Annotated in this window: 15 protein-coding genes; 11 read left to right on the top strand and 4 right to left on the bottom strand. The window is 71.9% G+C overall.

The features are described from left to right. Window positions 1-183 precede the first annotated feature (183 nt). From dnaK to ACIO5E_RS07545, 6 genes are all read left to right on the top strand, one after another. Complete coding sequence (gene dnaK / locus ACIO5E_RS07520) at window positions 184-2,022, top strand: molecular chaperone DnaK (protein WP_280673750.1); 1,839 nt, start codon at window positions 184-186, stop codon at window positions 2,020-2,022. Next, window positions 2,019-2,648: a nucleotide exchange factor GrpE gene (grpE, locus tag ACIO5E_RS07525; RefSeq protein ID WP_400664785.1), complete on the top strand. Its 630-nt coding sequence runs from the start codon at window positions 2,019-2,021 to the stop codon at window positions 2,646-2,648. Before dnaK ends, grpE begins: the two co-directional genes overlap by 4 nt. Before the next feature lie 224 nt (window positions 2,649-2,872). Then, window positions 2,873-4,030, top strand: coding sequence for a molecular chaperone DnaJ (gene dnaJ, locus ACIO5E_RS07530; RefSeq protein WP_400664787.1), 1,158 nt, complete (start codon window positions 2,873-2,875; stop codon window positions 4,028-4,030). Between the two features lie 7 nt (window positions 4,031-4,037). Continuing rightward, a complete protein-coding gene (locus ACIO5E_RS07535; protein WP_280673756.1) occupies window positions 4,038-4,562 on the top strand; it encodes a heat shock protein transcriptional repressor HspR in 525 nt (174 codons plus the stop codon). A 192-nt stretch (window positions 4,563-4,754) separates the two neighbouring features. Beyond that, window positions 4,755-5,762 carry a hypothetical protein gene (locus ACIO5E_RS07540; protein WP_400664789.1) on the top strand — a complete coding sequence of 336 codons (1,008 nt, stop codon included), beginning with the start codon at window positions 4,755-4,757 and terminating at the stop codon, window positions 5,760-5,762. A gap of 545 nt (window positions 5,763-6,307) precedes the next feature. Continuing rightward, on the top strand, window positions 6,308-6,934 hold the full coding sequence (locus ACIO5E_RS07545; protein WP_400664791.1) for a hypothetical protein: 627 nt from the start codon (window positions 6,308-6,310) through the stop codon (window positions 6,932-6,934). Window positions 6,935-6,941: 7 nt separating this feature from the next. Here ACIO5E_RS07545 and ACIO5E_RS07550 read toward each other — a convergent pair whose 3' ends face one another. From ACIO5E_RS07550 to ACIO5E_RS07560, 3 genes are all read right to left on the bottom strand, one after another. Next, entirely contained in the window at window positions 6,942-7,919 is a 978-nt protein-coding gene (locus tag ACIO5E_RS07550; protein ID WP_400664793.1) for a LuxR C-terminal-related transcriptional regulator, read from the bottom strand. Continuing rightward, window positions 7,912-8,886, bottom strand: a complete 975-nt coding sequence (locus ACIO5E_RS07555) for a LuxR C-terminal-related transcriptional regulator (RefSeq protein ID WP_400664795.1) — start codon at window positions 8,884-8,886, stop codon at window positions 7,912-7,914. Before ACIO5E_RS07555 ends, ACIO5E_RS07550 begins: the two co-directional genes overlap by 8 nt. 585 nt (window positions 8,887-9,471) lie before the next feature. Next, on the bottom strand, window positions 9,472-10,590 hold the full coding sequence (locus ACIO5E_RS07560) for a TDT family transporter (RefSeq protein ID WP_400664797.1): 1,119 nt from the start codon (window positions 10,588-10,590) through the stop codon (window positions 9,472-9,474). Window positions 10,591-10,660: 70 nt separating this feature from the next. On the opposite strand from ACIO5E_RS07560, the gene ACIO5E_RS07565 reads away from it, so the two are divergent. The 4 genes from ACIO5E_RS07565 to ACIO5E_RS07580 all read left to right on the top strand — a co-directional run bounded on the left by ACIO5E_RS07565 (window position 10,661) and on the right by ACIO5E_RS07580 (window position 16,426). Further along, complete coding sequence (locus ACIO5E_RS07565) at window positions 10,661-11,584, top strand: LysR family transcriptional regulator (protein WP_400664799.1); 924 nt, start codon at window positions 10,661-10,663, stop codon at window positions 11,582-11,584. Window positions 11,585-11,677: 93 nt separating this feature from the next. Further along, a complete protein-coding gene (gene clpB, locus ACIO5E_RS07570; RefSeq protein WP_400664801.1) occupies window positions 11,678-14,284 on the top strand; it encodes an ATP-dependent chaperone ClpB in 2,607 nt (868 codons plus the stop codon). 301 nt (window positions 14,285-14,585) lie between these two features. After that, a complete protein-coding gene (locus tag ACIO5E_RS07575; RefSeq protein WP_280673768.1) occupies window positions 14,586-15,146 on the top strand; it encodes a YbjN domain-containing protein in 561 nt (186 codons plus the stop codon). Between the two features lie 119 nt (window positions 15,147-15,265). Further along, a complete protein-coding gene (locus tag ACIO5E_RS07580; protein ID WP_400664803.1) occupies window positions 15,266-16,426 on the top strand; it encodes a pyridoxal phosphate-dependent aminotransferase in 1,161 nt (386 codons plus the stop codon). Between the two features lie 25 nt (window positions 16,427-16,451). On the opposite strand, the gene ACIO5E_RS07585 is transcribed toward ACIO5E_RS07580, so the two are convergent. Beyond that, window positions 16,452-17,036, bottom strand: coding sequence for a TetR/AcrR family transcriptional regulator (locus ACIO5E_RS07585; protein ID WP_400664804.1), 585 nt, complete (start codon window positions 17,034-17,036; stop codon window positions 16,452-16,454). Between the two features lie 92 nt (window positions 17,037-17,128). Here ACIO5E_RS07585 and ACIO5E_RS07590 point away from each other — a divergent pair, with 92 nt between their 5' ends. Further along, window positions 17,129-18,556 (top strand): amidase, encoded by a 1,428-nt coding sequence (locus tag ACIO5E_RS07590; RefSeq protein ID WP_400664806.1) that lies wholly within the window; start codon window positions 17,129-17,131, stop codon window positions 18,554-18,556. Window positions 18,557-18,866 lie beyond the last annotated feature (310 nt).

An 18,866-nucleotide genomic window follows, 5' to 3' on the forward strand; every position in this document is an offset into this window, starting at 1 on the left:
GACAGTCACGTGGCGCCACACGTGACGCCACCCGCACCGCGATCCCGGGGGCCGCCCGTCCACACCCGGGCCCGCGACCGCTCAGCAAAGTTGAGCGACTCCGACTCATACCTGTTGACGGCGCCCGCCCGGTCGTGCATCCTTGAGCCTGTAAAGCTCAACTCTTCCGTGGAGGTACCTACGATGGCACGCGCGGTCGGCATCGACCTCGGCACGACGAACTCGGTCGTCAGCGTTCTGGAGGGTGGCGAGCCCACCGTCATCACGAACGCCGAGGGCGCTCGGACCACGCCGTCCGTCGTCGCCTTCGCCAAGAACGGCGAGGTCCTGGTCGGCGAGGTGGCCAAGCGCCAGGCGGTCACCAACGTCGACCGGACCATCCGCTCGGTCAAGCGCCACATGGGCACCGGGTGGAAGATCAACCTGGACGGCAAGGACTTCAACCCCCAGCAGATCAGCGCCTTCGTGCTGCAGAAGCTGAAGCGGGACGCCGAGGCGTACCTGGGCGAGACGGTCACCGACGCCGTCATCACCGTCCCGGCGTACTTCTCCGACTCCGAGCGCCAGGCCACCAAGGAGGCCGGTGAGATCGCGGGCCTCAACGTCCTGCGCATCGTCAACGAGCCGACCGCGGCCGCCCTGGCCTACGGCCTGGACAAGGACGACCAGACCATTCTGGTCTTCGACCTCGGCGGCGGCACCTTCGACGTCTCCCTGCTGGAGATCGGCGACGGGGTCGTCGAGGTGAAGGCCACCAACGGTGACAACCACCTCGGTGGTGACGACTGGGACCAGAAGGTCGTCGACCACCTGGTCAAGGTCTTCCAGGCCGGCCACGGCGTCGACCTGTCCAAGGACAAGATGGCCCTGCAGCGTCTGCGCGAGGCCGCCGAGAAGGCCAAGATCGAGCTGTCCTCGTCCTCCGAGACCTCGATCAACCTGCCGTACATCACGGCCTCCGCCGAGGGCCCGCTGCACCTGGACGAGAAGCTCACCCGGGCCCAGTTCCAGCAGCTGACCTCGGACCTGCTGGAGCGCTGCAAGGTCCCGTTCCACAACGTGATCAAGGACGCCGGCATCTCGCTCTCCGAGATCGACCACGTCGTCCTCGTCGGCGGCTCGACCCGCATGCCGGCCGTCGCCGAGCTCGTCCGCGAGCTGACCGGCGGCAAGGACGCCAACAAGGGCGTCAACCCGGACGAGGTCGTCGCCATCGGCGCCGCGCTCCAGGCCGGTGTCCTCAAGGGCGAGGTCAAGGACGTCCTGCTGCTCGACGTCACCCCGCTGTCCCTCGGCATCGAGACCAAGGGCGGCATCATGACCAAGCTGATCGAGCGCAACACCACGATCCCGACCAAGCGCTCGGAGATCTTCACCACGGCCGAGGACAACCAGCCGTCCGTGCAGATCCAGGTCTACCAGGGCGAGCGCGAGATCGCCGCGTACAACAAGAAGCTCGGCATGTTCGAGCTGACCGGCCTGCCGCCGGCCCCCCGCGGTCTGCCGCAGATCGAGGTCACCTTCGACATCGACGCCAACGGCATCATGCACGTCGGTGCCAAGGACCTCGGCACCGGCAAGGAGCAGAAGATGACCGTCACCGGCGGCTCCGCGCTGCCGAAGGACGACATCGAGCGCATGATGCGCGAGGCCGAGCAGTACGCGGAGGAGGACCACAAGCGCCGCGAGTCGGTCGAGACCCGCAACTCCGCCGAGCAGCTCGTCTACTCGACCGAGAAGTTCATCGCCGACAACGCCGACAAGCTCCCCGCCGACGTCAAGACCGAGGTCGAGACCGCCATCGGCGAGCTCAAGGAGGCCCTGAAGGGCGAGGACATCGCGAAGATCCGCGAGGCGTCCGAGAAGGTCTCCACCACCGCGCAGAAGCTCGGCCAGGCGCTGTACGCCAACGCCGACGCCGCCGGTGCCGCCCCGGCCGGCGAGTCCGCCCAGGCCAAGGACGACGACGTCGTCGACGCCGAGATCGTGGACGACGAGAAGCCCAAGGGTGGTGCGGCATGACGGAGAAGCCGCAGGGCGGCAAGCCCGGCGACGACTCCGCCGCCGACGAGGCCGTGATCAAGGCTGCCGAGGAGGCCGCCGCGGCCGGTGCCGCCGAATCCGGTTCCGGTTCGGACGAACTCTCCACCGCCAAGCGGGAGTTGGCCGAGCGCACCGGCGACCTGCAGCGCCTGCAGGCCGAGTACCAGAACTACCGCAAGCGGGTCGAGCGCGACCGGCTGACGGTCCGCGAGATCGCGGTCTCCAACATCCTGGAGTCCCTGATCCCGGTACTGGACGACATCGGCCGCGCCCGCGAGCACGGCGAGGTCACCGGCGGCTTCAAGTCCGTCGCCGAGTCCCTGGAGACGGTCGTCGCCAAGCTGGGCCTGCAGCAGTTCGGCAAGGAGGGCGAGCCCTTCGACCCGACCATGCACGAGGCGCTGATGCACAGCTACTCCTCGGACGTCACCGAGGACACCTGTGTGCAGATCCTCCAGCCCGGCTACCGGATCGGCGAGCGGATCATCCGCCCCGCCATGGTCGCCGTCGCGGAGCCCCAGCCGGGCACCCAGACCACGGCCGCGCCGGACGGCGAGGCGAAGTCCGGGGACACGGACAAGTCCGACGGTGGCTCGGACAGCTGACAACCCGTGACAACTGAAAACCAGTGCGCTGCGGAGTCGTACGCCGGCCAGTACGGCGGCCGGCTCCGCAGCGCGTTGTCAGCAGCGGCCGGCGGGCGGGCTGTTGACAGCGCAGCGACGATGGACATCGGGAGGTGGCGGCAGCTCATGAGCAGGCGCAGCGAGCGAATCGTTGGCAGGTGCGTGTTGCGCGAAGCGGCTGCCGAGCGGAGCGAGGTGGACGCATGAGTGGCAAGGACTACGTGGAGAAGGACTACTACAAGGTCCTCGGCGTGCCCAAGGACGCCACCGCCGCCGAGATCAAGAAGACCTACCGCAAGCTCGCACGCGAGTTCCACCCGGACGCCAACAAGGGCGACACCAAGGCCGAAGAGCGGTTCAAGGACATCTCCGAGGCCTACGACGTCCTGTCCGACGAGAAGCGCCGCAAGGAGTACGACGAGGCCCGCAGCCTCTTCGCCAACGGCGGCTTCCGGGCCGGCGGCCCCGGCCAGGGCACCGGCAGCTACAGCTTCGACTTCGGCGACCTCTTCAGCGGCAGCCAGACCACCGGCAGCGGCGGACTCGGCGACGTCTTCGGCGGACTCTTCAACCGGAGCGGCGGCCGGCAGGCCCAGCCCCGGCGCGGCGCCGACGTCGAGACCGAGGTCACCCTCGCCTTCGACGAGGCCGTCGACGGCGCGACCGTCCCCCTCCGGATGACCAGCCAGTCCCCCTGCCGCAGCTGCAACGGCACCGGCGCCAAGTCCGGCACCACCCCGCGGGTCTGCCCGACCTGCGTCGGCGCCGGCACCGTCAGCCGCGGCCAGGGTGCGTTCGCGCTCTCCGAGCCGTGCAAGGACTGCCGCGGCCGCGGCATGATCGTCGACGACCCGTGCGCCGACTGCCACGGCAGCGGCCGGGCCAGCTCCGCCCACACCATGCAGGTGCGCATCCCGGCCGGCGTCCAGGACGCCCAGCGCATCCGGCTCAAGGGCAAGGGCGCCCAGGGCGAACGCGGCGGCCAGCCCGGCGACCTGTACGTCACCGTGCACGTCGACCCGCACCCCGTCTTCGGGCGCAAGGGGGACAACCTCACCGTCACCGTCCCCGTCACCTTCCCCGAAGCCGCCCTCGGCGGCACCATCGAGGTGCCCACGCTCAACGGCCCCGCCGTGAAGCTCAAGCTGCCCCCCGGCAGCGCCAACGGCCTCACCATGCGCGCCCGCGGCAAGGGCGCCACCCGCAAGGACGGCACCCGCGGCGACCTCCTCGTCACCGTCGAGGTCGTGGTGCCGCAGCGCGTCTCCGGCGACGCGCTGAACGCCCTGGAGCAGTACCGCGAGGCCACCGCCTCCGACGACCCACGAGCCGCCCTCTTCCGGGCGGCGAAGGGAGCGTGACGACCAGATGATCCCCGACAGCCCCATCGGCCCCGGCATCGGCCCCATCGGGCCCGGCATCGGCGAAGGCCTGCCCGGCGACGGCCGCCGCACCCGGCGCCCCGCCGCCCCGCCGCAGTACGTACTCACCGAGGACACCCCGGTGTACGTCATCTCCGTCGCCGCCGAGCTCTCCGGCCTGCACCCGCAGACCCTGCGCCAGTACGACCGCCTCGGTCTGGTCTGCCCCGACCGCACCGCCGGCCGCGGCCGCCGCTACTCCGCGCGCGACATCCAGCAACTGCGCGAGGTCCAGCGGCTGTCCCAGGACGAGGGCATCAACCTGGCCGGCATCAAGCGGATCATCGAGCTGGAGAACCAGGTCACGGCCCTGCAGTCCCGCATCACCGAGCTCGTCGACTCCCTGGAGGGCGCCGCCACCGCCCTCCAGCAGCGCGAGGCCGCCGTCCACGCCTCCTACCGCCGCGACCTCGTCCCGTACCAGCCCCCCACCCAGTCCAGCGCCCTCGTCGTCTGGCGTCCCAAGCGCTGACTTGGCTGAACACCTCCAGCCGCCGGCTCCCCTCCACCCGGGGGGTGCCGGCGGCTTGATCGTGGTGAGAGAGTGCTGTCGAACAAATCTTGTCGCCCTCACCGATGCCACCCGATCTGGCATGCTGCACTGCGATTCCGGTATTGGTGCCCGGCAGGTAGTGCAGACACGGCCACGGCAAGGAGCCCGCAGATGAGTGGACGAGAACAGCCCAGTACCGCCGCGATTGGGCCCTCCGTCCTCTCGAAAGAAGCGCGGGAGTTGTATCTGGCGGTCATCCGCGAGAACGGGCGGATCCCGAAGGACTCCGACCTCGCCAGGGCAGGCGGGGCCCAGGACGAGTTGGTGGCCATAGGCCTTCTGGTCGCCGACACCGACGAACCCGGTGTCCTCGTCGCGGTCGACCCTCAGCAGCTGTCCGAGAGCCTCTCCGTGACCTGGCAGCGCCAGGCACTCGACCTGCTCACTCGCGCATCGGCCCTCGCCACCGATCTCCACGACCTGACGGCCGCCTACCACTCACCGGAGCAGGCCGGCGGCGCGATCGAGTACGTGCGAGGCAAGGTGCTGATCAACCAGCGGGTGCAGCAGATCGTCGCCAGCGCCTCGGAGGAGATTCTCGCCGCCCAACCCGGCGGTCCACGCCCGTCGGAGGCGCTCACCGGCATTCTCGCCCGCGACCTCGAAGCCCTCCGCCTGGGCATCACGCTCAGGACGATCTACCACCCGAGCACCCGGTACCACGCTCCCACCAGGGAATACGTGGCCACGATAACCAAGGCCGGCGGACGGTTCCGGACGCTGGAGGAGCCTTACACGCGATTGATCGTCATCGATCGTCGAATCGCGGTCATCCCCATCGCCGAGGACCTCAATCTGGCCGCGTTCGTCCATGATCGGGCCGTCATCAGCTACCTGATCAGCGAGATCTTCGAGCGGAACTGGAGCCGGGCGCTGGACTTCGACGGCGCGCGCGCCGTTCCGCAGCAGGTGGTCTCCGGGATGCGACAGACAATCATCGACCTCATGCTCGAAGGCGTGAACCACCGCGTGATCGCCCGCAGACTCGGCATCAGCGAACGGACGCTCGCGCGGCATCTGGCCGAGATGCGCGACGAGCACAATGTCGAGTCACTCTTCCAACTCGGGTATGCGTTGGCCCGGAACAGCGTTCCGATCGACTCCGACAGCTATCACTGACCAAGCGTCGCGGCAGTCTCAGTTCCAGATGGTGTCATTGGCCAACGCCATGGTCTTTGGCGCTGCCACATCATGGGAAACCCCGATGTTCCAGATCGTGTCGTCAGCCGGACTCGAACCACTGCCGATGAAAAGCGCCAGACCCACAACGACTGGAACCAGGACAAACCGCACCACCCGGCGTATCCGAGACATGGTGCCCCCTCTCTTTGTAAGGCTTAGTGCGGGTACCCAGCCCATTGTTTCGAACAACCTGCCACATAATGCCGCAAGCCCATGCCGGAAGCCAGGGGGCCTGCTACCTCAGTGCGTCATCTCTCTGCCAGGCATCGAGATGACACCACGGCTCTGTGGACGGTGGCGACGGTCGACAGAGACGATCAGTGCACTCCCCAACCCTCTCGCGGGAGGGGGAAGACGGGGACACCACAATCAACATGTCCATGACTAGTTTGTTTCGACCATAACGAATGCACAGCAGCATTCCGATAGTCACCACCCAACGGGGCGATCGGCCTGGTTGGCACCTATCCCCGGAGTCGACAATGAGTGAGCCCTACCTGCGAGAGCACGCCGGACAGGCCCCCGAGGGCCGGCGTGCACGTGTGTTCCTGGCCGCGCCGCTGATGCGGCTGACCGGGCCGGCGGACAGTGTGGTGACGCTCGCCAGCCGGACGCGGCTGACGACGCTTCGCACCACCCTGCTCCGCAGCGGTGCCGCCGTGTACAGCGCGCACCACAGTGACGCCTGGACCGTCGCCGGGCAGGCGCCGGAGCCCCGGGTTCCGTCCGACTTCCGGGCGCTGCAGTCCGCGGACCTCGTGTTCGCCTACGTCGGAGCGCCGCTGTCGGCCGGGGTGAGCCTGGAGCTGGGCTGGGCGTCGGCACTGCGGAAGCCGATCGTCCTCCTCGTCGACGAGGCCATCACGCACAACCCGCTGATCGCCACCATCGAGCAGGTCGCCCCCGTCCTCCCGCTGGTCTTCGACGACACCTGGTCGCAGGAGGCCCTCAACCACACCGTGGAGACCGCGCTCGACTGGGCCGGCATGGCGCTGTCCCTGCGCGAGGGCTTCTGGACCGCCCCCGGTGAGCAGTTCAACGTCCCCCGGCAGCAGCCCCCCGTCGTCGGCCGGGCCGGCTACTGGCCGACCGGCGCCGCCACCGGCTGAGCAGCGCTCACTCACCGGGCTTCCCCGTCCGGGCTCCCCGCATCTGCCAGCCCAGTTGGAAGAGCGTCTCCGCGTCGTACAGCTCACGCAGCCGGGCGATGTGGCCGGCCACCGTCCGCTCGCTCAGGCCGAGCCGGGTGGCGATCGCCCGCTGCGTGAGCCCCTGCGCGAGCAGGCGCCCCACCTGCTCGTGGATCACGGGCTCCGCCGCGCCTTCCGCGAGCGCGGCCCAGTTCACGCCCTCGGCCAGTTGCCAGAAGCGGTCGAACACCTCGGCCAGGAAGTCCACCGTCGCCGGGTCCTCCACGAAGGCCGCGCTGTCGAAACCGGCCGACGCGGGGATGACGGCGACCGTACGGTCGAAGACCATCATCTTGGGGAACGAGAACGGCGCGACCCGGACGTGGCAGCCGATGTCCGTCAGCCGGGCGGCCAACCGGACGGTCGGGCCGTCGAACTGTGCCGCCGTCTCGTACAGGGTGCGAATGGCACCGCCCAGCTCCGTGAAACGACGGGCGTGGTCGACGATGTCGTCGGCGGCGTCCGCCGGACGAGCGCCGCCCGGCTGGGCGGACAGCACTTCGTGCCGCAGCTCCTCGGAGAGTTGGGAGACACGGTGCCGGATGTTGTCGATCCCGTCGACGATCCGGGTGGCCCCGGTCCGTTCGTGGCGCCGGGGGGCGGTGTCGTAGGCGGTGGTGAGATCGCCGAGGAGGTCGGGAAGTTCCTCCGCCTGCATCAGCAACCGGGTGCCCGCGGCCCGCAGGTCGGCACCGATCCGGGCGGTGACCGCACGCGGGTTGACCGCGCTGAGCGAGCCCTCCGAGACGTAGGCCTTCAACAGACCCAGGTCCAGCAGCGCCCGGACGGTGTCCGCGTCCTGCGCCGCGACCTCCGCCATCCGGATCCGGCCTCCCGCACGCAGGATCGACCGGTAGAGGTCGCGGGCGGCGGCGTCGAGGACGTCGAGCACGGGTTCAGCCATCGCGGGTGCCTCGCATCAGCCAGCCGAGTTGGAAGAGGGTCTGGGCGCCGTGGCGGTCGCGCAGGCGGGAGATGTGGGCGGCGACGGTGCGTTCGCTCAGGCCGAGCCGGGTGGCGACGGCCCGCTGGGTGAGGCCGCGGGCGAGCAGGCGCCCGATCCGGTCGGGGGCGGTGCGGGTGGGGCCGGGCGCGGCGGCGGTGTCGGCGCGGGCCCAGTCGCGTTCGAAGGCGCCGACCAGGAAGGCGACGGCGGCCGGGTCGGTGAGGAATGCGGCGGTGCTGTTGTCGTCGCTGGCGGAGATCACCGCGACGGCGCGGTCGAAGACGATCAGCCGCTGGAACGGCTCGTCGAGGACGCGGATGAGGGAGCCGTGCCGGGTGACCTCTTCGACGTAGGCGAGGACGGGCGGGTCGGCGAGGGCGTCCGGCTGGTAGATGGTGCGCAGGGAGCAGCCACGCTGGAGGAGCCGGACGTCCTGGAGCAGGGCGACCTGAAGGGTGTCGGCGGGGCGGTGGCCGGGCTGGGCGGCGAGGACCTCGGAGCGGCAGTCGGAGGCGAGTTGGGAGATCCGCTGACGGATGTGGACGTGGCCCTCGACGTGGACGGACCCGCCGGCGCCGCCGGCCGGGCGGGGCATCGCGTCGTAGGCGCGGGTGAGGCCGTCGAGGGCGCCGGGGAGGTTCTCCGCGCGGACCAGCAGTCTGGTCGCCTCGCTGCGGAGTTCGGCGCCCAGGCGGTCGCTGACGGAGCGTGGGCTGATGGCGGTGTAGCAGCGGTCCATCGGGTTGGCGATGAGCAGGCCGAGGCCGATGAGCTGACGGAGCGCGGCCGGGTCGGTCTCCTGGGCGCCGGTGAACGGGACGCGACCGCCTGCGGCGAGGATCGCCAGGTACAACTTCCGGGCGGCCTCGTCGGGTTCGCCCTCGGGCTGTCCGTGCCGCGGCGCGACCGCCGGTTCCGCCGTCACGTCGCACACTCCCTGCCGGACTCTTCTCCCCTGGTGCCGCCTTCGCGCCGTCCGGCGCGGGGCTCGGCGGTCACGGTACCGGGCGGCCGGCGGACCCCCGGGGCCCGGGTGCCGTCGCACTCCGGGATGCCCGGGGGCCGCCGTCACCACGCCAGCGCCTAGGCGCTTCCGTCGAGGCGGAGCAGCAACGCCTCGCCGGTTCCGGTTCCGGGACCATCACCACACATGGCGCCCCGACCGGCGCTCTTCCCCCCCGTTCCACAGGTGCGGGTCGTTGCACCTGCGGTCAGTTCCGAAGAGCAAGTCGCCAGCGTCGGGCTGCGGTGCCCGGACGGCCTGGCGTGACTTCCACCCTCACAGCGTGACGGCCGGTGAACAAGTGGCGCCCGAGTGCATGTTCGCGCAATTGCAGCTATCTGCACGGGGGCTGGGCGGGGCGGGCCGAGCGGCGGGCCGGGTTCCGGTAAAGGCCGAGGCCAGCGGGGTGGGTGGGCGGAGCCCGCCGGTACGACCGGTTGGCCGTGCGCGGTCAAGCAGCGGGTGCGAATTTCTGCACCGGGGGCGTCCACCGGGCATGACGGCGGCTCAGCGCGCCAGCAGCCGCCCGCGGGCGAGCCCGGCGGCCGTCCCGCCGGCGGCGAGCACCCAGGCGACGGCCAGCAGCAGGTAGAGCCCGGCGGCGAGCGCGGTGAAGCCGCCGAACCCGGTGTGCCGGGCGAGCGCGGAGGCGCCGGTGACGCAGGTGCCGATCGGGAAGGTGTACGCCCACCAGGTCATCGCGAACGGCATCCCGGCCCGGCGGGCACGCAGGTTGGCGGTGAGCGCGACGGCCAGCCAGAGCATCGCGACGCCGATCACCGCGACGCCGTACAGCTCGGCGAAGGGGAGCATGGTCGGCGCCAGGGCGGGCAGCACCGGCCGGGCGGCGTCGGCGAGTTGGTGGACGGCGGTGACGGACTGGCCGAGCGGGCCGAGCACCAGGAACAGCGAGGGGGTGAGCACCAGGGTGGGCAGCTTGCTGTGGAACAGCCCGGTGAAGACCACGGGCAGCAGCACCAGGGTGGCCAGCAGGCCGACCCCGAAGAGGGCCCAGCAGCCGTACAGCATCGCCTGCTGCGCCGGCCCGGCCGGCAGGTGCGGGATGAGCGCCGGGCCGGTGGCGGAGGCGACCAGCGGGGCGACCACCGGCAGCAGCCAGGTCGGGTTGGCCTCCAGGGCGGAGACCGGGTGCCGGGTGATCATCAGGTACGGGATGCCGCCGGCGACGGCCAGCGCGTACAGGGTGCCGACGCCCCACAGCACGGCGTCGACGGCCACCGCGGGGCCGGTGCCGATCACCCGGGAACCGAGCAGCAGGGTGCCGAGGCCGACCGAGAGCAGGGCCATCGGCGGGCAGCCGTAGAAGACGGCGGTGGCCGGGTTGTCCAGCAGCTGGGTGCGGGCGGCCTCGCGGTGCCGGGTGAGGTGGACCAGCCGGGCCGCGCCCAGCACCAGCAGGGCGGCGAGTCCGAGCGCCCACATCACCACGCCGAAGCCGGTGAGCCCGGGCAGCCGGACCGGCAGGACGGCGGCGCCGTTGCCCAGGATCGCGGTGCCCATGACGGCGGCGTACCAGTTGGGACCGAGCTGGGAGAGGTCGAGGCGGGCGAGGCGGGCGTTCAGCGAGGGACGGGCGAGCGGGCGGGCATCGGCCAAGGTGGACATGGTTCCACCGTGCCGCCCCGGGCGGGGCTCCGGTAGCGCCGCGGGCTCTATGAGGACATAGCCTGAACCTATGGCCCTCTCCCCCCGCGTCCCCGAGCTCGGTGCCCTGGAACTGCTGCTCGCGGTGGCCCGGCTGGGCAGCGTCGGACGGGCGGCGGCCGAGCTGGGCGTCAGCCAGCCGACCGCCAGCGCCCGGATCAAGGGCATGGAGCGGCAGGTCGGTGTCCCGCTGCTGGAGCGCTCCCCCCGGGGCAGCAAGCCGACCGAGGCGGGCCGGCTGGTGGTCGAGTGGGCCCGGCAGGTGGTGGAGGCGGCGCAGTCGCTGGACGCCGGGATCGACGCGCTGCGCGAGCGGCGGGACGCCAAGCTGCGGGTGGTGGCCAGCCTGACCGTCGCCGAGTACCTGATGCCGGGCTGGCTGCTGGCGCTGGCCGAGGTCAGTCCGGGGACGTCGGTGACACTGCGGACGGCGAACTCGGCGGAGGTCGCCGGGCACGTACTGGCCGGGGACGCCGACCTCGGCTTCGTCGAGGGCCCGTCCACCCCGCCCGGGCTGGCCGGCGCGGTGGTGGCGGCGGACCGGCTGGTGGTCGTGGTGGCGCCCGGCCACCCGTGGGCACGCCGCCGGACGCCGCTGACCGGGCCCGAGCTGGCGGCCACCCCGCTGGCGCTGCGCGAGTCGGGCTCCGGCACCCGGGAGGTGCTGGAGATGGCGCTGGCGCCGTACGGGAGCGCGGTGCGGCCCCGGCTGGAGCTGGCCTCGTCCACCGCGTTGAAGGCGGCGGCGATGACCGGGGCCGGGCCGGTCTGCCTGAGCGAACTGGCGGTGGTGGAGGAGCTGGCCACCCGGCGGCTGGTGGAGGTGCCGCTGGCGGAGGGGCTGGACCTGCGGCGGCCGCTGCGCGCGGTGTGGCCGCCCGGGCAGCGGCCGAGCGGGCCGGCCCGGGAGCTGCTGGTGCTGACCCGCCGGACGCCCCGGACGAAGCGGGCCTGAGCACGCGAGGTAAAAACTTGAGCGGAATAGACTCAACTTAGTGCATGCTGTAGGTAGCAGCACTGAAGGACGACGAGGGAGGATCCCCCAGCAGTGGACGCCAGCAAGTTCACCACCAAGACGCAGGACGCCCTGTCCGCCGCGATCCGGCAGGCGGGCGCGGACGGAAACCCGGACGTCAAACCGGTGCACATCCTGATCGCCCTGCTGGAGCAGCCCGAGGGCATCGCCCGGCCGCTGCTGGAGGCCGTCGGGGCGAACGTCACCCGGATCGACGCCGAGGCGCGCCGCCAGCTGGCCGCCCTGCCCAAGGCGATGGGCTCGACCGTCGCCGCACCGCAGCTCGCCCGGAACACCCTCGCGGTGCTCACCGAGGCCGGCCGGCGGGCCGACGACCTGGACGACCAGTACGTCTCCACCGAGCACCTGCTGGTCGGCCTGGCCGCCGAGGGCGGGCCCGTCGCCGAGCTGCTGGTGCAGCAGGGCGCGACGCCCAAGGCGCTGCTCGCCGCGTTCAAGGACGTGCGCGGCAGCGGCCGGGTCACCTCGCCGGACCCGGAGGGCACCTACAAGGCGCTGGAGAAGTACGGCACCGACCTGACCCAGGCCGCTCGGGACGGCAAGCTCGACCCGGTGATCGGCCGGGACCAGGAGATCCGCCGGGTGGTCCAGGTCCTCTCCCGCCGGACCAAGAACAACCCGGTGCTGATCGGCGAGCCGGGCGTCGGCAAGACCGCCGTGGTCGAGGGCCTGGCCCAGCGCATCGTCGCCGGCGACGTGCCGGAGTCGCTGCGCGGCAAGCGGCTGGTCGCGCTGGACCTCAGCGCGATGGTGGCCGGCGCCAAGTACCGCGGCGAGTTCGAGGAGCGGCTGAAGGCCGTCCTGAACGACATCAAGCAGAGCGACGGCCAGGTCGTCACCTTCATCGACGAGCTGCACACCATGGTCGGCGCGGGTGCCGGCGGCGACTCCGCGATGGACGCCGGCAACATGCTCAAGCCGATGCTGGCCCGCGGCGAGCTGCGGATGGTCGGCGCCACCACGCTGGACGAGTACCGCGAGCGGATCGAGAAGGACCCGGCCCTGGAGCGCCGCTTCCAGCAGGTGCTGGTCGGCGAGCCCAGCGTGGAGGACTCGATCGCGATCCTGCGCGGCCTCAAGGGCCGGTACGAGGCGCACCACAAGGTGCAGATCGCGGACGCCGCGCTGGTCGCCGCGGCCACCCTGTCCAACCGCTACATCACCTCCCGTTTCCTGCCGGACAAGGCGATCGACCTGGTCGACGAGGCGGCCTCCCGGCTGCGGATGGAGATCGACTCCTCCCCGGTCGAGATCGACGAACTCCAGCGCTCCGTCGACCGGTTGCGAATGGAGGAGCTGGCCCTGGAGAAGGAGTCGGACGCCGCCTCGATCGACCGGCTGGACCGGCTGCGGCGCGATCTCGCCGACCGGAACGAGCAGTTGAGCGCCCTGAACGCGCGCTGGGAGCAGGAGAAGAAGAGCCTCAACCGGGTCGGCGAGCTCAAGGAGCGGCTGGACGACCTGCAGGGCGCGCTCGAACGGGCCCAGCGCGACGGGGACTTCGAGCGGGCGTCGAAGCTGATGTACGCGGAGATCCCGGCCGCCGAGAAGGAGCTCACCGACGCCCAGGAGCGTGCCGCGGACCAGGACGCCTCCGCCTCGATGGTGAAGGAGGAGGTCGGCCCGGACGACGTGGCCGACGTGGTCGCCTCCTGGACGGGCATCCCGGCCGGCCGCCTGCTGGAGGGCGAGAGCGCCAAACTCCTGCGCATGGAGGAGGAGTTGGGCCGTCGCCTGATCGGCCAGACGGAGGCCGTGCAGGCGGTCTCGGACGCGGTGCGCCGCACCCGCTCCGGCATCGCCGACCCGGACCGCCCGACCGGCTCGTTCCTCTTCCTCGGCCCCACCGGCGTCGGCAAGACCGAACTCGCCAAGGCCCTGGCCGACTTCCTGTTCGACGACGAGCGGGCCATGGTCCGGATCGACATGAGCGAGTACGGCGAGAAGCACTCGGTCTCCCGCCTGGTCGGCGCCCCGCCCGGGTACGTCGGCTACGAGGAGGGCGGCCAGCTCACCGAGGCGGTCCGCCGCCGCCCGTACAGCGTGGTGCTGCTGGACGAGGTGGAGAAGGCCCACCCGGAGGTCTTCGACGTCCTGCTCCAGGTGCTGGACGACGGCCGGCTCACCGACGGCCAGGGCCGCACGGTGGACTTCCGCAACGCGATCCTGATCCTGACCTCCAACCTGGGCAGTCAGTTCCTGGTGGACCCGGCCATCCCGGAGGACCGCAAGAAGGCCCTGGTGCTGGACTCCGTCCGGGCGGCGTTCAAGCCCGAGTTCCTCAACCGGCTGGACGACATCGTGGTCTTCGACCCGCTGGGCACCGCCGAGCTGAGCCGGATCGTCGACCTCCAGGTGGCCCGCCTCGGCGAGCGGCTGCGCGAGCGGCGGCTCACCCTGGACGTCTCCGAGGCCGCCCGCGACTGGCTGGCCCTCACCGGCTACGACCCGGCGTACGGCGCCCGACCGCTGCGCCGGCTCGTCCAGTCCGCGATCGGCGACCAGCTGGCCCGGGCGATCCTGTCCGGCCAGGTGCACGACGGGGACACCGTCCTGGTCGATCGGGACGAGGAAGGCGACCGCCTCACCATCCGCAGTCGCGGCCCGCTGGAGAAGTAGCGCCGCAGGTCCGGGCCGCCCGCACAGTCGAGCAGGCGGCCCGGGCAACCTCTGCGTGGCACCGCGCAGTTGAGGCGCGATGCGCTCGCGGACGGGCCGGCCGACACCCTCGCCCGGGCGCTGCCCGACCGGACACGCTCCGTCACCAAAGCCCCGTTCACCAGGCACCGGAAAGCCCCGATCGAAGATCGACGCGTGCCCGGGTGCCCCTGTGAGGCGAGCCCCGAATGAGGCAGGATGGGAGGTGGAAAGGGCGGCCTCTCATTGCCGGCCACCACGTGCACTGAGGAAGAGGACCCCCATGAGCATCGACCCGTCGTCCATCCCGTCGTTCGGCGCCCCCCAGGGCGGTCAGCCCGGCGGCCAGGGGCGGCCGGCCGGCCCGCCGCCGATCATCGTCCCGGACCAGGGCCTGGTCACCCAGCTGCTGGACCAGATGCAGCTCAAGCACGTCGTGGACGAAGAGGGCGACCTCACCGCCCCCTGGGAGGGCTTCCGCGTCTACTACATGTTCCGCGGCGAGCAGAAGGAGCTCTTCGCGGTGCGCGCGTTCTACGACCGCGCGTACCCGCTGGAGAAGAAGGGCGAGATCCTCGACCTCATCGACGAGTGGAACCGCGAGACCCTCTGGCCCAAGGTCTACACCCACACCCACGAGGACGGCGTGGTCCGCCTGATCGGCGAGGCCCAGATGATCGTCGGCACCGGTGTCAACCTGGACTACTTCGTCACCACCACCGCCAACTGGACCCAGGCCTCCGTCGGCTTCGAGCAGTGGATCGTCGAGCGCCTCGGCCTGCAGAACGACATCGAGGGCGAGGACGGCGAGGGCGGGACCCCCGAGGGCACCAACGAGGCCTGACCCCTCCCCCGGCACGCGAGCACGGCCCGACCACTTGGCCCCAGGTGGTCGGGCCGTCCTTGTCCCCGGCCCCCGGCTGTCCCAGGATGGGGCCGACGACGACGCGTGAGGAGCCACCGATGGGTAACAGGCCGCTGCTGAACCGCAGGCTGGCGGGCATGGGCACGACCATCTTCGCCGAGATGTCGGCGCTGGCCACGGCCACCGGCTCGATCAACCTCGGCCAGGGCTTCCCCGACACCGACGGGCCCGCCTCGATCGCGCGGGCCGCCGCCGACGCGGTGGTGAACGGCCGCGGCAACCAGTACCCGCCCGGCCCCGGCATCCCCGAGCTGCGCACCGCCATCGCCGAGCACCAGCAGCGCTTCCACGGCCTCACGTACGACCCGGACACCGAGGTGCTGGTCACCGCCGGCGCCACCGAGGCCATCGCCGCCACCCTGCTCGCCCTGCTGGAGCCCGGCGACGAGGTGATCGCCCTCGAACCCTTCTACGACTCCTACGCCGCCTGCATCGCCATGGCCGGCGCCACCCGCGTCCCGCTCACCCTGCGCGCGCCCTCGTTCCGCCCGGACCTGGACGAGCTGCGCACCCTGATCACCCCGCGCACCCGGCTGCTGCTGATCAACACCCCGCACAACCCCACCGGCACCGTCCTCACCGCCGACGAACTGGCCGCCATCGCCGCCCTCGCCGTCGAACACGACCTCCTGGTCGTCACCGACGAGGTCTACGAGCACCTCGTCTTCGGCGCCACCCACCACCCCATCGCCGCCCTGCCCGGCATGCGCGAACGCACCGTCGCCATCTCCTCGGCCGGCAAGACCTTCTCCTTCACCGGCTGGAAGGTCGGCTGGGTCACCGCGAGCCCGGCCCTGGTCTCGGCCGTCCGCACCGCCAAGCAGTACCTCACCTACGTCAGCGCCGGCCCCTTCCAGTACGCCGTCGCCGAGGCCCTCCGACTCCCCGACGACTACTTCGACGGCTTCCGCGCCGACCTGCTCCGCAAGCGGGACCTGCTGGCCGACGGCCTCACCTCGGCCGGCTTCCGGGTGTTCACCCCCGAGGGCACGTACTTCATCACCACCGACATCACCCCGCTCGGCGAGAAGGACGGCATCGACTTCTGCCGCTCCCTGCCCGAGCGCTGCGGCGTCGTCGCCATCCCCAACGCCGTCTTCTACGACAACGCCGAGGCCGGCCGCAGCCTCGTCCGCTTCACCTTCTGCAAGAAGGACTCCGTGCTGGAGGAGGCGGTGTCACGGCTGCAGCGCCTCTGATCCGACGGCCGGCCGACGGGAATGGTCAGCCCCGCCCTAGACCAGCCAGATGGGCGTGCAGGATCGCCCGGGCCTCGGGGGCGGTGAGGCGGCCGACGAGGACGTGCGTGGTGAGCCCGTCGGCCAGGGCGAGCAGTGCCCTGGCCTCCCGGACGGCGTCCGGGCCGGCGGTCGGCGACGCCTCGGCGATCAGCCGGGTGAACAGGCCTTCCAGGGCGGCGTAGTCGGCGTTCAGCGGCCCGGCCAGCCGTTCGTCGACGGCGGCCTGGGCGACGAAGGCCAGCCAGACCCGCGCCTCGGAGCGCTGCCCCTCGCCGAGCAGCGCCACCTCGGTGGCCGCGTGCGCCAGGGCGGCGGCGGCCGTCGGCGCCGGGTCGGCGGCGGGGGGCGTCCGGACCCGGGCGGTGATCCGCTCGCCGACGTAGCCGAGGGCGAAGCGCAGCATCTCGTCCTTGGTCCGGAAGCAGCGCTGGACGGCGCCGGCCGAGACCTGCGCGCGGTCGGCCACGTCGCGCAGGGTCACCCCCTCCAGGCCGCGCTCGTCGGCGAGCCGGCAGACCGCCTCGGCGATCCGCCGGCGCCGGCTCTCGTGGTCCACCTGTCTGGGCACGGGCCCCGCCTCCGGTTTATTCGATGCGCTCGTATCGGGTCCCAGGCTACGGTACCGATACGAGTGCATCGGTACGAAGAGGGGAGCACATCATGCCGGACGCCCTGTGGCGCCTGACGGCCACCGCGCAGGCGGCGGCGGTACGCAGCGGAGAGGTCTCGGCCGTCGAACTGCTCGACAGCCACCTGGAGCGGATCGATGCGGTGAACCCGCAGGTCAACGCCGTCACCCAGGTCCTGGCGGAGCGCGCCCGCGCGCAGGCGCGGCGGCTCGACCGGGCGCGGGCCGCGGGTGAGGAGCTTGGCCCGCTGGCGGGCGTGCCGTTCACGGTGAAGGAGACCACCGCCGTCGAGGGGGTGGCGACCACCTTCGGGGTGCCACGCTTCCGCGACCTGGTGGCGCGGGCCGACGCTCCCCCGGTGGCCCGGCTCCGCGCGGCCGGGGCCGTACCGATCGGGCACAGCAACATGCCGACCCTGATCCTGGCCGGGATGCACACCCGCAGCGAGCTGTACGGGGACACCGCCAATCCGTGGGAGCCCGGCCGCACCCCGGGCGGCAGCAGCGGCGGTGACGGCGCGGCCGTCGCGACCGGCCTGGCCGCGCTCGGGCTCGGCAACGACTCCGGCGGCTCCATCCGCGTCCCGGCCGCGTTCTGCGGGGTCGCCGGGCTGAAGCCGTCCACCGGCCGCTTCCCCGCCGACCACCGCGCGTTCGGGCCGCAGGACCCGGGCCCGGCCGCCCAGTGGCTGGTCACCGACGGCCCGCTCGCCCGGAGCGTCGCCGACCTGCGGCTCGCCTACGAGGTGCTGGCCGGCCCCGATCCGCGCGACCCGCGGGCCCTGCCCGTGCCGCGCTACGGCGAGCCGCTGCCCGGACCGGTGAAGGTCGCGGTCGTGGCGGACCCGGGCGGACACGGCGTCCACCCGACGGTCCGGGCCGCGGTCGAACGCGCGGCGGCGGCGCTGCGGGACGCCGGGTACGACGTGCGCGAGGTGGCGGACGTCCCGCGGATCGACGAGACCCTGGACGTCTGCGACCGGATCGTGATGACCGAGTTCGCGCCCGGGTGGCCCGCGGTGCGCACCCTGCTCGGCCCGGGCGGCGACCGCTACATCGACATGACGATGGCGCGGACTCCGCCCGCGACGGCCGACGAACTCGTGCAGCTGATGGGGAGTTGGCTCGGCATCCGCCGCTCCTGGGCCGAATTCCTGGACGAGTACCCGCTGTTGCTCGGACCGGTGTTCACCGAGCCACCGGTGGAACCGGGCGTCGAGTCCCGGGACGCCGCGGGGTGGGAGCTGGTCCGCACGGCGATGCGGCTGTGCAAGGCGACCAGCTTCGCGGGGCTGCCCGCGGTGGCGGTGCCCACCGGCCTGGCCGACGGCCTGCCGACCGGGGTGCAACTCGTCGGGCGAGCGTTCCGCGAGGACCTCTGCCTGGCGGCGGCCCAAGCGGTCGAGGACCGGCTCGGGGTCCTCGCACCGATCGACCCCCGGTCGCGAGGGGAGCAATGATGGCCCGACAGGGCGGATGATTGATCGTCAACTCTCCTGACGACCATGCCGTGTTGATGCCTCTGAGACAATTCCGCCGACCTCTCCGGAACGTCCGCCCCGCCCTGCGCGCCCGGCGCACGCAGGGCGGAGGCGTGCGGGCCGTGTCCACGGCTCACTACCGGCGTGCACGGCGCACGAACCGGTGAGAGGGGCGCGCGCTGTGCAGAGTCGCACACCGGGTCGATCAGAGCCGGGGAGCTGGTGTGCTCTAACCGGTGAATGCTTGACAAAGTTGGGTAAATCACCGACGGACCCGGCGTATTCGTGC

Origin of the sequence: Kitasatospora sp. NPDC087314 (assembly GCF_044744365.1) — a bacterium.
In the GTDB taxonomy this organism is placed as follows: Bacteria; Actinomycetota; Actinomycetes; order Streptomycetales; family Streptomycetaceae; genus Kitasatospora.

Excerpts from the sequence above, each read along its gene's own strand:
- dnaK (WP_280673750.1), top strand. The coding sequence starts at position 184 with ATGGCACGCGCGGTCGGCATCGACCTCGGCACGACGAACTCGGTCGTC.
- grpE (WP_400664785.1), top strand. The coding sequence starts at position 2,019 with ATGACGGAGAAGCCGCAGGGCGGCAAGCCCGGCGACGACTCCGCCGCC.
- dnaJ (WP_400664787.1), top strand. The coding sequence starts at position 2,873 with ATGAGTGGCAAGGACTACGTGGAGAAGGACTACTACAAGGTCCTCGGC.
- ACIO5E_RS07535 (WP_280673756.1), top strand. The coding sequence starts at position 4,038 with ATGATCCCCGACAGCCCCATCGGCCCCGGCATCGGCCCCATCGGGCCC.
- ACIO5E_RS07540 (WP_400664789.1), top strand. The coding sequence starts at position 4,755 with ATGAGTGGACGAGAACAGCCCAGTACCGCCGCGATTGGGCCCTCCGTC.
- ACIO5E_RS07545 (WP_400664791.1), top strand. The coding sequence starts at position 6,308 with ATGAGTGAGCCCTACCTGCGAGAGCACGCCGGACAGGCCCCCGAGGGC.
- ACIO5E_RS07550 (WP_400664793.1), bottom strand. The coding sequence starts at position 7,919 with ATGGCTGAACCCGTGCTCGACGTCCTCGACGCCGCCGCCCGCGACCTC.
- ACIO5E_RS07560 (WP_400664797.1), bottom strand. The coding sequence starts at position 10,590 with ATGTCCACCTTGGCCGATGCCCGCCCGCTCGCCCGTCCCTCGCTGAAC.
- ACIO5E_RS07565 (WP_400664799.1), top strand. The coding sequence starts at position 10,661 with ATGGCCCTCTCCCCCCGCGTCCCCGAGCTCGGTGCCCTGGAACTGCTG.
- ACIO5E_RS07575 (WP_280673768.1), top strand. The coding sequence starts at position 14,586 with ATGAGCATCGACCCGTCGTCCATCCCGTCGTTCGGCGCCCCCCAGGGC.
- ACIO5E_RS07580 (WP_400664803.1), top strand. The coding sequence starts at position 15,266 with ATGGGTAACAGGCCGCTGCTGAACCGCAGGCTGGCGGGCATGGGCACG.
- ACIO5E_RS07590 (WP_400664806.1), top strand. The coding sequence starts at position 17,129 with ATGCCGGACGCCCTGTGGCGCCTGACGGCCACCGCGCAGGCGGCGGCG.